Consider the following 12,100-nt stretch of genomic DNA (forward strand, 5'->3'; position numbering starts at 1 on the left):
TTAAAAGCTGCGAAAACCGGATCAGACCAAGTGATGTGATTGGTCTTAAGTGTTCATGGAGTCAAAGAAGTCTGCATTGGATTTCGTCTGTTTCAACTTGGAAATCAAGAACTCAATAGCATCCGTGGTTCCCATCGGATTTAGGATTCGGCGCAATACATAGGTTTTTTGCAGGTCTGTTTTCTCAACCAGCAAATCTTCCTTGCGCGTACCCGACTTCAGAATATCCATGGCCGGGAATACGCGCTTGTCAGCAACCTTCCGGTCAAGCACGATTTCAGAGTTGCCTGTCCCTTTGAACTCTTCAAAGATCACTTCGTCCATACGCGACCCGGTGTCGATCAGGGCTGTCGCAATAATGGTCAGTGACCCGCCTTCCTCGATATTTCTGGCCGCGCCAAAGAAACGCTTTGGCCGCTGCAATGCGTTTGCGTCAACGCCACCAGTCAAAACCTTGCCCGAAGACGGCACTACAGTGTTAAAGGCACGGCCCAAACGGGTGATGGAATCCAGCAAGATCACAACGTCGCGCTTATGCTCGACCAGCCGCTTGGCTTTCTCGATCACCATTTCGGCGACAGCGACATGTCGCGTTGCCGGCTCGTCAAAGGTGGATGAAACAACCTCGCCCTTGACCGAGCGCTGCATGTCCGTAACCTCTTCGGGGCGTTCATCAATCAACAAAACGATCAGATAACATTCCGGGTGGTTGGTCGCGATGGAATGGGCGATATTTTGCAGCAAAACAGTCTTACCCGTCCGCGGCGGTGCGACAATAAGACAGCGCTGGCCTTTCCCAATCGGTGCCACAAGATCAATGATCCGCGCTGAACGATCTTTCAGCGTTGGATCATCCACCTCCATCTTGAAACGCTCATCTGGATAAAGTGGCGTCAGGTTATCAAAATGCACCTTGTGGCGCGCTCTTTCCGGATCGTTAAAATTGATCCGCGTCACCTTGGTCATGCTGAAATAGCGCTCGGTTTCACGCGGGGCCGCGATTACGCCCTCAATGGTATCGCCGGTGCGCAAGGAAAACTGGCGAATAATATCAGGCGAAACATAAATATCATCTGGTCCCGGCAAGTAATTGGCCGAGGGCGAGCGCAGAAAGCCAAAGCCGTCCTGCACCACTTCCAGCACCCCATCCCCGCCAATTTCCCAGCCTTCTTCGGCATGCTCTTTCAAAAGCGAGAACATCATCTCGCCCTTGCGCATCGAAGGCGCGTTATCAATATCCCATTCTTCCGCCATCGCCAACAGATCGGCAGGTGTTTTGGCCTTCAGATCGGCAAGGTTCAGACGCTGTACATCGTCTTCGGTGGTGACGGTTTCTTCATTCATCTTCAGAACAATCCTCATACCAAAACCATAAATAGGCCTGGGCATCGCGTAAAACAGGGGAATCGCTTTATGAACCGGACGGTCCAGCTTGCATGGACCTAAGCAAACCTGCCAGAAAAGTCAATGGACGGGTATAAATCCGGCAACTATCAGAATTTGATAAAGACAGACAACACAATCACAATCATCAGCAAGGTCGGCAATTCATTCATCATCCGATAGCGCCGCCCCGTCAAAATGTTCTGCCCTGCTGCAAAATCCTTGCGCCTGCCACCAAGCCACATATGAAACCAGGTCATCACAATCACTGACGCTGCCTTTGTCCAGGGCCAAACCATAGACCAATCAACAATACCGGGGGTGAATACCAGCATCAGGCCAAACAGCCATGTCGCAATCATTGCTGGATTCATGATCACCCGTAGCAACTTGGCCTCCATCGTCTGAAACAAGCTGTCGGTTGAACTGCCCGTCTGTACCTGTTCTGCGTGATAGACAAACAGCCTGGGCAAGTAGAACAAACCCGCCATCCAAGTGATCACGGCCATCACATGCAGGGCTTTTACCCAAAAATACATATCTGCGAGAATGGATGTCATACACTTTCCTTTTCATTGCCTCTATTAAATATAAGATATTTATAGAAGGATGTAGTTATAGATGGGCCTATGGATATGGGAATAGCCTAAATTGCCCCAGCTCTTTTCCACAGACACATCGCTGTGGATGAAAACTTGGATAAATCGGAATAATCAAAAGTATAGTAACAATATCAATATATTGCCGGGAATTTGTTTTTCATGTTTTATCCCGGATCTGATCAGATCCTTTGTTTTCCCCCGCTTCGGTTCAAGGCTTTCCACATGTGGATATCTGCGCCAAAGCTTGACAAAACCCCGATATTGCCCACACCAATCGTCATTCACTGACTTCTCCCCAATTCCGCACGAAGGAACATATCATGATTTTCCACAGGGTTGATCACAGGATATGACCACGCCCCACCTCATCCTGGCCTCCTCTTCTGAAACCCGGCAGCGCCTTCTTTCTGCGGCCGGGATCAATTTTTCGCATACCCCCGCCCGCATTGACGAAATTGCCTTTCGCACAAGCCTGGAGGCTGAGGGCGCCAAACCGCGCGATATTGCCGCCATGCTGGCCGAGATGAAGGCGCGGAAAGTTGCCGAGAAGAATTTTGATGCTCTGGTTCTTGGCTGTGACCAAATTATTGATCTGAAAGGAAAATCATTTGGAAAGCCCGAGTCTCGCAAGGATGCTATCGCCCAGCTTTTACACCTGCGCGGCCAAACCCATCAGCTCTTATCTGCCATTGTCGCCTATCATGAAGGCGCCGCGGTTTGGCGCCATATTGGCGTTGCCCAGCTTACGATGCATGCATTTTCGGATGCTTGGCTTGGCGCATACGTTGACCGGAACTGGGACAGTATCCGCCATTCTGCCGGCTGTTATCTGTTGGAGCAAGAAGGGGTGCGCCTGTTTTCAAAGGTAGAAGGTGACTACTTTACCATCCTTGGGCTTCCCCTGTTGCCACTGTTGGGCTATCTCAGGCAAAGGGGGTTTATTGAGTCATGACAGAGCATCCGCGTATTCCACTCGCCGGGGTTATCGGCTCGCCGATCGCGCATAGCCGCTCGCCGATCTTGCACAATTATTGGTTGAAACGCTATGGTCTCAAGGGCCATTACATTCCGATGGATATCGCCCAGGCCGATCTGGCAGAGGCGTTGCGCATGCTGCCAAAACTGGGCTTTGTTGGGTTGAATGTAACGATCCCGCATAAGGAAACCGTGATTGCGCTGGCCGATATCGTTACCGATCGCGCGGCCTTGATCGGGGCGGCCAATACGCTGATATTCCGCAGTGATGGCAAGATACATGCCGATAACACCGACGGGTCTGGATTCATCTCTAACCTGCGCCAACATGCACCTGATTGGCAGCCCAAAGTGGGCCCAGCTATGGTTTTTGGTGCAGGCGGCGCGGCGCGTGCGGTCATTGCGGCCTTGATAGAGGTTGGCGTACCTGAAATCCGTGTAACCAACCGCACCCGCGCGCGCGCCGAGGCTTTGCGCGCCGATTTTGGTGCCAAGGTTACGGTGGTGGATTGGGTGCAATCGGCGCATATGCTGGATGACGTGGCGACCGTGGTAAATACAACGGCCCTGGGCATGATCGGCAAGCCAGAATTCAATGTGTCCCTGAATGAATTGAACCCCAGGGCCTTGGTCAACGATCTGGTTTATACACCCCTTAAAACCGGATTTTTAACAGGTGCGGCGGCGCGGGGCTGTAAAACAGTCGATGGGCTGGGGATGCTGTTGCATCAGGCAGCACCAGGGTTTGAACGCTGGTTCGGCCAGCGCCCCGAGGTGGATGCGCAAACCCGTGACACGATAATGGGGCTGTGATGCCGTTTCGGCTTGGGCTTACCGGATCTATCGGCATGGGAAAATCAACCACTGCCGGATTTTTTGCTGATGCCGGCTTGCCTGTTTGGGATGCGGATGCGGCTGTGCATCGGCTTTATGCGGCGGGCGGTGCGGCAATAGCGCCGCTTTCAGCACTTTGGCCCGAGGTGGTGATGAACCGGATGATTGATCGACATATCCTGAAGTCGATCATCGCGGCAGACCCGACAGCCCTTTCCCGTATTGAACAAATTGTTCACCCGCTGGTGGCCCAGGACCGTGCCAAGTTTCAGGCCAGCGCCAGCGCTGATATCCTGGTGTTTGACATCCCCCTGCTGTTTGAAAAAGGCACCGAGCTTGATATGGACGCGACCTTGTTGGTTACCGCCCCGCCTGCCTTGCAACGAAGCCGCGTTTTGGCGCGCCCCGGCATGACCGAAACGCAGTTTCAAGCAATTTTATCGCGGCAAATGCCCGATAGCGAAAAACGCCAGCGTGCGACCCACATCATCGAAACCCTAAGCCTTGATGCCGCCAAGGCCTGCGTCACCGCCCTTATCGCCTATATCCGAAAGTCCAAACATGCGTGAGATCGTTCTTGATACCGAAACCACGGGCTTTGAGCCGACCGAGGGCGATCGTATCGTTGAAATCGGCGCGGTAGAGCTGTTCAACCATATGCCAACCGGGCGTACCTATCATCAATACATCAACCCACAGCGGTCAATGCCCAAAGCCGCGTTCGAGGTGCACGGCCTGGGCGATGAGTTTCTGCGCGACAAGCCGGTGTTTCGAGATATCGCCCAAGCGTTTCTGGATTTTGTCGGCACTGACAAGATGATCATTCACAACGCCAGTTTTGATATGAAATTCATCAACCATGAGCTTGGCACTGTAGGTCTGTCCAAACTGTCGATGGCCCAGACGCTTGATACCCTGGCGCTGGCGCGGCAAAAATTTCCCGGCTCTCCGGCAACGCTTGATGCGCTGTGCCGCCGCTTTGGCGTTGATAACTCGGGCCGTGAAAAGCATGGTGCGCTGCTGGATAGTGAGATTTTGGCCGAAGTTTATCTGGAGCTGATCGGCGGCCGTCAGCCCGATTTTGCGTTGTCATCCGCTGGGCAGCGCAATCTGGGTGATGCTGCTGGCACCGAGTGGCGGCCAAAACCGCGCCCAACACGCTTACCCCCACGCGTTACCGAGGCCGAAGCCAAGGCACATGGTGCCTTTGTCGAAAAACTGGGCGAGGCGGCAATCTGGGCCAAACGCCAATAAAAAAAGCCGGGCGCTTTGCCCGGCCTTGATAGTCGCATTCAGACGGATCAGGCCTCTGGCTTTGCGGCCTTCTGGCTTTCCATCCGGCGTGCAAGTTCAGCCCGGTAAAGCGCCAGAAAATCAACCGTGTCGATGTTCAGTGCCGGAAAGCCGCCATCGCGCGTTACATCCGAAATGATGCGGCGCACAAAAGGAAACAGCATGCGCGGACATTCAATCAGCAAAAACGGGTGCATCTGATCTTCTGGCACGCCTTCAACATGAAAGATTCCGCCGTAATCCAGTTCAACGACAAACAAGATCTCATCGTTTGCCTTGTTCTTTGATGTGATCCGAAACTTGGTTATCACCTCATATTGGTGGTCAGCCGACCGCTTGCGCGCATCAAGGCTGACGGCCACCTGGGTATCAGGCTGCACCTCACCACCTTGCATGCCACGCTGGGCAACAGCGTTTTCAAATGACAGATCGCGCACGAATTGCCCGAGTACCTGCATTTTCACTTGTTCAACCGGCTGGGCGGTGGGTTGGGGTGCGGGGGTTGCCCCGTTTGTTTCGGTCATGTTTTATTCTCCCAAAAATTCATTGGGGCTGGTTTAACAGGACATTGAAAGGGCCTCAATGCTCTGTCCAGCCAGAAGGGCGCTTGTTTGGGTCTTTCTTTGGGGCATCAGACCTATTGGTAGCGTCGGTCAGGTCGGAATAGTCGGCGTCAATGATGTCGGCATCTGCCATGGTATCGCTGGAATATTGCGTGCGGGTGCGGATGTCTGCAACCTGCATGCGGGCCGCAACGGCCACGATGATTGCTTGCCTGAGCGGTGGGACCAGCAGTAAAAAACCAATGGCATCGGTGAAAAAACCTGGTGTCAGCAGCAACACACCCGCAAACAGGATCATTACGCCATGGGCCAAGGGCGAAAGCGGGTCGCGCATTTGCGATAGTGATCCGCGAAGCTCTGCCAGCACTTTCAGGCCCTGTTGGCGTACCAGAAATGTGCCGATGATGCCGGTTGCCAGCACAATCGCAAGCGTCGGCCACAGGGTCAGCCAGCCGCCAACCTTGATGAAAAGACCGATCTCGATCAATGGGACGGCGATAAAAGCCAGCAATAGCCACATTCGGCGGTCTCCTTTCCCGGTCAACGGGCAATTTCTTTGCATTGGGGGCGGTAGACTTGGCGACACCCAAGCCCTACATAGGGAGAAAGGGATGTGACACCAACACCCCAATCATTTTTACGGGGCTATTTCCCCCGGCTTTCTGAGGTCAGATATGAATTCTTCGTTGATCCAACTTCTTGTGCTGGCTGGGATTGCCGTTTTCCTGATCCTCAAGCTGAAATCTGTGCTGGGAACGCGGGAAGGTTTTGAAAAGCCCCCCGCCGCGCTGGAGGAAGCCAAGCCGCGCAGCCGCAAAGGGTTTGAAGTGATCGACGGCGGCCCGGATCTGGATATAACCGACCATGTGGCCGCCGGAACGGATTCCGCCAAGGCCTTGGTCGCGATGAAAGCCGCCGAGCCCAGCTTTTCTGTGGGAGAGTTTCTGGGTGGCGCGCGTGGCGCCTATGAAATGATCTTCATGGCCTTTGAGCGGGGCGATTTGGCGCAGATCAAGCCGTTTCTTGCCCCCGATGTGTACGAAAGCTTTGCCGAAGCGGTTGAGGCGCGCGAAGCGCAAGGCCTGACGATCGAGACGAATTTTATCGGTATCAGCGAATTGGCGCTGCAAAGCGCCGAGTTTGACTCCGTCGCGCGCGAGGGCGAAATTGCTGTGCGTTTTGTGGCCGAGCTGCATTCCGTCGTGCGCAACAAGCTGGGCGAAGTGGTTGAAGGCAGCCCGACAGCGATCAAGCGTCAGCGCGATGTCTGGACGTTCGCGCGGCAGATGGGGGCATCAGACCCCAACTGGCTGCTGGTTGCCACCGGGGATTGATGCGTGGCGCGGCCCGCCTTTTCGCATGGGTCGCGGTACCTGTGTTTGTGTTGGGCCTGACGGTAGGCTCGGCTGTGGCGCAAATACTGACGTTTTCTGATCTGGATGGGTGGCAAGATGACGATCATCGCGCCGCCCTTTCGACATTCCTTGATACCTGCGCTTTGTTGCAAGACCCCGACTGGGCGCCAATTTGCAAGCTGGCACCCAAGGCAATGTTGTCCAGGGCCACGGCGCGCAGTTTTTTCGAAATGCTGTTCCGCCCGGTTGTGGTGGGTGATGGCCCCGCGCTGTTTACCGGCTATTATGAGCCGGAACTGGCAGGCTCGCCTGTTCGCACGCCGCGCTATCCCTACCCAATCTATGCCCGCCCGCCGGAAGTGCAGGATGGGCAGATCTGGCTGGATCGGGGGGCGATTGAAACCTCGGGCGCGTTGCGGGGCAGAGGGTTGGAAATTGCGTGGCTGGAAGATCCGGTTGAGGTGTTCTTTCTTCAGGTTCAAGGGTCTGGCCGGGTTCGGTTGCCTAACGGGCAGGTGGTACGGGTGGGCTATGCCGGGCGCAACGGCCACCCTTACCGCTCGGTCGGCAAAGAGATGATTCGCCGCGGCATTATGGGGGAGCACAGTGTTTCGGCATCAGGCATCAAGGCTTGGGTGCGGGCCAATCCTGCCATGGGGGCCGAATTGCTGCGGCATAATCCGTCGTTTGTGTTTTTTCGCCGCCTGCCGGATTTGCCACCCGAAAAAGGCCCGATTGGTGCGATGGGCCGGTCTATCACCACGATGCGCAGCGTGGCCATAGACCCGATTTATACCCCGCTGGGTGCGCCGGTCTGGCTGGAAAAAAACGGGCGCAACCCAATGCGGCGCTTGATGGTGGCGCAAGATACCGGTGGCGCGATCAAGGGGCCGCAGCGCGCCGACATCTTCTTTGGCACAGGGCTTCAGGCGGGTGAAGATGCGGGAACGGTAAAGGATGGTGGGCGCATGGTGGTGCTGCTGCCGATCGAACGCGCTTATGCGCTGGCCGAGGTAGAGTGATGGCACGTCGCAGGCCATTACGCCCCGAGGAAGAGGAATTGTGGAAAGCCGTCGCGCGCACCGCCAAGCCGATGCACGCCCCGGTTTTCCGCCCCAAAGGCCCCGAGGTGCCCGCAGAGTTTCCGGCGTCACCTGTTGTGGCCCATGATCCGCCGCGGATCGCGCCGTTTCGGCTGGGTGAAAAGCCTGCAGTGCCGCGCCCGCAAACCGCGCCGATCGCTGGCGGCGTGCAAATGGATGCCAAGGCCTTTGGCAAGCTGACGCGGGGCAAACTTGCACCCGAAGCGCGGATTGATCTTCACGGTATGACGCTGGCCGAGGCACATCCCGAATTGATCCGCTTTATTCTGAACGCCCATTCAACTGGGTTGCGTTTGGTGCTGGTGATTACCGGAAAGGGCAAGCCGGGAACCGATTTCGGCCCCATGCCGCGCCGGACCGGAATTATCCGCCAACAAGTGCCGCATTGGTTACGCCAACCCCCCTGCGGCCAGGCCATTTTGCAAGTGACCGAGGCGCATCTGCGCCATGGTGGCAGCGGGGCTCTTTACGTCTATTTGCGGCGCTCTCGTTAGCGCCCTTGCATGGGCTTCACCGCAACCCGCTTTCCACCTCTATCGCCAGCCCGAAAGCCGGGGGCCAATAGCCAAGCCCCGCAACCACAACAAAAAAACCGTTGTCGGCCATAGCGGGCAGCCGCCAATCGGCCCCTGTCAGCCGAACGGTTCGCGGATAGTGCCGCCAAAGATCGAAATGAAATCCGCAGCCGGGTCTTCTGGGTGCTAGAGAACGTAACGCGAAAGGTCGGTTGATCGGGAAAGTTCTCCCAGGTGCTGCTCGACAAAAGCGGCATTTACCTCAACCGCCTCGCCATCACGGTCAGGGGCGTTGAAGGACAGGTCTTCGAACACCCGCTCGATCACAGTGTAAAGGCGGCGTGCACCGATATTCTCGACCGATTGGTTGACCTCGGCAGCAATGCGGGCCAGCGCCCTGATGCCGTCTTCGGTAAAGGTAACGGTTACGCCTTCGGTCCCCATCAGCGCCGAGTATTGCAGGGTCAGCGCGTTGTCGGGTTCTGTCAGAATGCGCACAAAATCGCTTTCGGTCAAAGCGCGCAACTCTACCCGGATCGGTAAGCGGCCTTGCAGTTCAGGCAGCAGATCCGAGGGTTTTGCGATGTGGAAAGCACCGGAGGCGATGAACAGGATATGATCGGTCTTGACCGGGCCGTGTTTGGTGGAAACGGTTGTGCCCTCAATCAAGGGCAGCAGGTCGCGCTGCACGCCTTCACGTGAAACATCGGCACCGCGGGCATCGGCGCGGGCGCAAACCTTGTCGATTTCATCAATGAAAACAATGCCATTTTGCTGTACGGCTTCCAAAGCGGCCAGCTTTACCGCCTCATCATCCAACAGTTTGTCAGCTTCTTCCGACACCAGCAGATCGTGGCTTTCGGCCACGGTCAACTTGCGTTTCTGCGTTCGCCCCATTTTGCCGAACAGATCACCCAAATTCATCAAGCCGCCCATCTGTCCGCCCCCTTGACCAGTTGGGTCGAATGCGGCGAAAGGATTGGTGGTATCGGCAATTTCAAGCTCGATCACGGTGTCGTCCAGATCGCCGGCCTTCAACTTACGACGAAACATCTCACGGGTTTGTTCGCGGGCGTCCTTGCCTGCAATGGCGTCGATCACCCGCTCTTCAGCGGCAGCAGAGGCGCGGGATTTCACATCTTCGCGCATATAGGCGCGGGTGTCGATCATCGCGGCATCGACAAGATCGCGGATAATGCTGTCCACGTCGCGGCCAACATAGCCGACCTCGGTAAATTTTGTCGCCTCTATCTTCAGAAAGGGTGCCTTTGCCAGCTTGGCCAGACGGCGGCTGATTTCGGTTTTGCCAACCCCGGTCGGGCCGATCATAAGGATATTTTTCGGGTATACCTCATCACGCAGATCATCGCCAAGCTGCTTGCGCCGCCAACGATTGCGCAGCGCCACCGCGACGGCGCGTTTGGCATCTTGTTGGCCGATGATATAGCGGTCCAGCTCGGACACGATTTCGCGGGGGGTCAGGTCGGTCATTTCAGGTTCCTATCGGTCACGCGCGGCTGATTTTTTCAACGGTCAGATTGCCGTTGGTGTAGACGCAAATATCGGCGGCAATCGCCATGGCCTTGCGGGCGATTGCCTCGGCAGGCAGGTCGGTTGTCATCAAGCCCCGCGCCGCCGCCAAAGCAAAGTTCCCGCCTGATCCGATTGCGGCGATATCATGCTCGGGTTCCAGCACATCACCCGCGCCGGTGATCACAAACAGATCGGCGCCATCCGTGACAATCAGCATCGCCTCAAGGTTGCGCAGATATTTGTCCATGCGCCAATCCTTGGCCAGATCAACGCAGGCGCGGGCCAATTGCCCCGGCATCGCCTCCAGCTTTTTCTCCAGCCGTTCCAGCAGGGTAAAAGCATCGGCGGTAGAGCCTGCAAAGCCGCAAACCACATCGTGACTGCCGGGCGACAATCGCCGCACCTTGCGGGCCGCGCCTTTGATAACGGTTTGCCCCAGACTAACCTGACCGTCACCGGCAACGACGACTTCACCGCCGCGCCGCACTGCCAGAATGGTTGTTCCATGCCAACCGGGGAATTTATCTTCGGCCATGATCGCCCTTTCACTGTCTGCCATTCTTATATGGCGAGGCATGATGGGCAGCACAAGGCAAACGCCAGGCTCATTTCCGGGTTTCGCTGTTGTATCGGGCTTGGTCGCTGGCTGCGCCCTTGTATGTGGGCGGGGGATTCAGCCGCCTCGCCCTTCATCAATCCGGGGCAAAAACCATGCAAGCAACCCCGCCAGCGGCATAAAAGAACAGATTCGATAGACCGTTTCAACGCCGTAGCTATCTGCCAGCACCCCCAAAAGTGCAGCCGCGATACCACCCAGCCCAAAGTTCAGCCCGTAAAACAATCCGCCGATCAGGCCGATCCGGTTGGGCAAAAGATCCATCGCATAGATCAGGATAGAGGCGAAAGCGCTGGCCATGATCAGGTTTATCATGATGGTCAATACCCCGGTCCAGAACAGATCAGCATAAGGCAGGATCAGCGTCAGGGGCAGCGGCCCCAGAATTGAAATCCAGATAATCCGATAGCGGCCGATCTTGTCGCCGATTATCCCGCCAAGCAGCACACCCACCGCGGCTGCCAGTAAAAAGACAAACAGCATTATCTGCGCCGACGGGATAGACAGGCCGAACCGTTCCATCAGGTAGAACGTATAGAATGACCGAAAACTTTCTCCATAGGTGTTTTTGGTAAACATCAGAAATGTCAGCACAAAAAGACCAAGGGCGATGGTGGCGGGCGCGTGTTTGACCGCCTCGGCGTTTTTCTTGCTGCGTGCCCGCATTGCCGAAAATTCGGCACTCAGTTGGCGTTGTTTGCTGCCGATCCACGCTAAAAGCAGCATGGCCACCAGCGCGGAAACCGCGAACCAGGCCAGGCTTGGCTGGCCCCATGGCACCACGATAAAGGCCGCGAACACCGGGCCAAGCGCCCCACCTGCCTGCCCGCCAACCTGAAAGATACCCTGCGCCAGCCCTTGCCTGCCGCCTGCGGCATAGCGGGCCATCCGCGTCGCCTCAGGGTGAAAAATTGAAGAGCCGATGCCGATCATCGCGACTGACACCAAGATCATCAGATAGTTATGGGCATAGGCAAGGCTGACCAGCCCCGACAGCGTGAACATCATCCCAACCACCGGCGAATAGGGCGCGGGGTGTCGGTCGGTCACCATGCCAATCACTGGTTGCAGCATGGCCCCGGCGATCTGGAATGTCATGGTGATTATGCCGATCTGAACAAAATCCAGCGCATAGGCGTCTTTCAAAATAGGATAGGCCGCCGGGATCAGCGATTGCATCATGTCATTCAGCAGATGCGACAGGCCCAGGACCCCCAACACAGCCAAATGGGTTTTGGGGCGGGTCACGATGGTCATGGCGGCGGTCTTTCAAATTGGGTGGTTCAGAGAATGATTTTGGGCCAGTTGTTCACACCACGGCTATCGCT

The 12,100-nt window shown here is 56.1% G+C and carries 14 protein-coding genes; 7 read left to right on the forward strand and 7 right to left on the reverse strand.

The window, feature by feature from the left end; genetic code table 11:
- Positions 1–45: 45 nt before the first annotated feature.
- Both rho and hemJ read right to left on the reverse strand, forming a co-directional pair.
- On the reverse strand, positions 46–1,344 hold the full coding sequence (gene rho, locus VDP61_RS02605) for a transcription termination factor Rho (protein ID WP_415234160.1): 1,299 nt from the start codon (positions 1,342–1,344) through the stop codon (positions 46–48).
- A gap of 149 nt (positions 1,345–1,493) precedes the next feature.
- Positions 1,494–1,943: a protoporphyrinogen oxidase HemJ gene (gene hemJ / locus VDP61_RS02610; RefSeq protein ID WP_323005376.1), complete on the reverse strand. Its 450-nt coding sequence runs from the start codon at positions 1,941–1,943 to the stop codon at positions 1,494–1,496.
- Positions 1,944–2,334: 391 nt separating this feature from the next.
- On the opposite strand from hemJ, the gene VDP61_RS02615 reads away from it, so the two are divergent.
- From VDP61_RS02615 to dnaQ, 4 genes are read left to right on the forward strand one after another with little or no spacing between them, the layout of a single operon-like run.
- Positions 2,335–2,937, forward strand: coding sequence for a nucleoside triphosphate pyrophosphatase (locus tag VDP61_RS02615; protein WP_323005377.1), 603 nt, complete (start codon positions 2,335–2,337; stop codon positions 2,935–2,937).
- Positions 2,934–3,773: a shikimate dehydrogenase gene (locus VDP61_RS02620; RefSeq protein WP_323005378.1), complete on the forward strand. Its 840-nt coding sequence runs from the start codon at positions 2,934–2,936 to the stop codon at positions 3,771–3,773. The genes VDP61_RS02615 and VDP61_RS02620 overlap by 4 nt, the downstream gene beginning before the upstream one ends.
- Positions 3,770–4,363, forward strand: a complete 594-nt coding sequence (coaE, locus tag VDP61_RS02625) for a dephospho-CoA kinase (RefSeq protein ID WP_323005379.1) — start codon at positions 3,770–3,772, stop codon at positions 4,361–4,363. The genes VDP61_RS02620 and coaE overlap by 4 nt, the downstream gene beginning before the upstream one ends.
- Complete coding sequence (gene dnaQ, locus VDP61_RS02630; RefSeq protein WP_323005380.1) at positions 4,356–5,048, forward strand: DNA polymerase III subunit epsilon; 693 nt, start codon at positions 4,356–4,358, stop codon at positions 5,046–5,048. The genes coaE and dnaQ overlap by 8 nt, the downstream gene beginning before the upstream one ends.
- 47 nt (positions 5,049–5,095) lie before the next feature.
- Here dnaQ and secB read toward each other — a convergent pair whose 3' ends face one another.
- On the reverse strand, positions 5,096–5,611 hold the full coding sequence (secB, locus tag VDP61_RS02635) for a protein-export chaperone SecB (RefSeq protein ID WP_323005381.1): 516 nt from the start codon (positions 5,609–5,611) through the stop codon (positions 5,096–5,098).
- 55 nt (positions 5,612–5,666) lie between these two features.
- Positions 5,667–6,170, reverse strand: a complete 504-nt coding sequence (locus VDP61_RS02640) for an FxsA family protein (RefSeq protein ID WP_323005382.1) — start codon at positions 6,168–6,170, stop codon at positions 5,667–5,669.
- Between the two features lie 154 nt (positions 6,171–6,324).
- Between VDP61_RS02640 and VDP61_RS02645 the strand changes: the two genes are divergently transcribed.
- The 3 genes from VDP61_RS02645 to VDP61_RS02655 are packed head-to-tail and all read left to right on the forward strand — an operon-like array spanning position 6,325 to position 8,602.
- Positions 6,325–6,984, forward strand: a complete 660-nt coding sequence (locus tag VDP61_RS02645) for a Tim44/TimA family putative adaptor protein (RefSeq protein WP_323005383.1) — start codon at positions 6,325–6,327, stop codon at positions 6,982–6,984.
- Positions 6,984–8,027 (forward strand): murein transglycosylase A, encoded by a 1,044-nt coding sequence (locus tag VDP61_RS02650; protein ID WP_415234150.1) that lies wholly within the window; start codon positions 6,984–6,986, stop codon positions 8,025–8,027. The genes VDP61_RS02645 and VDP61_RS02650 overlap by 1 nt, the downstream gene beginning before the upstream one ends.
- Complete coding sequence (locus VDP61_RS02655) at positions 8,027–8,602, forward strand: Smr/MutS family protein (protein ID WP_323005385.1); 576 nt, start codon at positions 8,027–8,029, stop codon at positions 8,600–8,602. Before VDP61_RS02650 ends, VDP61_RS02655 begins: the two co-directional genes overlap by 1 nt.
- 207 nt (positions 8,603–8,809) lie before the next feature.
- Here the strand turns inward: VDP61_RS02655 and hslU are convergent, their stop codons facing one another.
- The 3 genes from hslU to VDP61_RS02670 all read right to left on the reverse strand — a co-directional run bounded on the left by hslU (position 8,810) and on the right by VDP61_RS02670 (position 12,029).
- On the reverse strand, positions 8,810–10,114 hold the full coding sequence (gene hslU / locus VDP61_RS02660) for an ATP-dependent protease ATPase subunit HslU (RefSeq protein WP_323005386.1): 1,305 nt from the start codon (positions 10,112–10,114) through the stop codon (positions 8,810–8,812).
- 16 nt (positions 10,115–10,130) lie between these two features.
- The gene (gene hslV / locus VDP61_RS02665) at positions 10,131–10,691 is read right to left on the reverse strand and encodes an ATP-dependent protease subunit HslV (RefSeq protein WP_323005387.1); all 561 of its coding nucleotides are present in this window, start codon (positions 10,689–10,691) and stop codon (positions 10,131–10,133) included.
- Between the two features lie 138 nt (positions 10,692–10,829).
- The gene (locus VDP61_RS02670) at positions 10,830–12,029 is read right to left on the reverse strand and encodes an MFS transporter (RefSeq protein ID WP_323005388.1); all 1,200 of its coding nucleotides are present in this window, start codon (positions 12,027–12,029) and stop codon (positions 10,830–10,832) included.
- Positions 12,030–12,100 lie beyond the last annotated feature (71 nt).

The sequence above is a fragment of the Pseudorhodobacter sp. genome, assembly GCF_034675685.1.
Classification (GTDB): domain Bacteria; phylum Pseudomonadota; class Alphaproteobacteria; order Rhodobacterales; family Rhodobacteraceae; genus Pseudorhodobacter.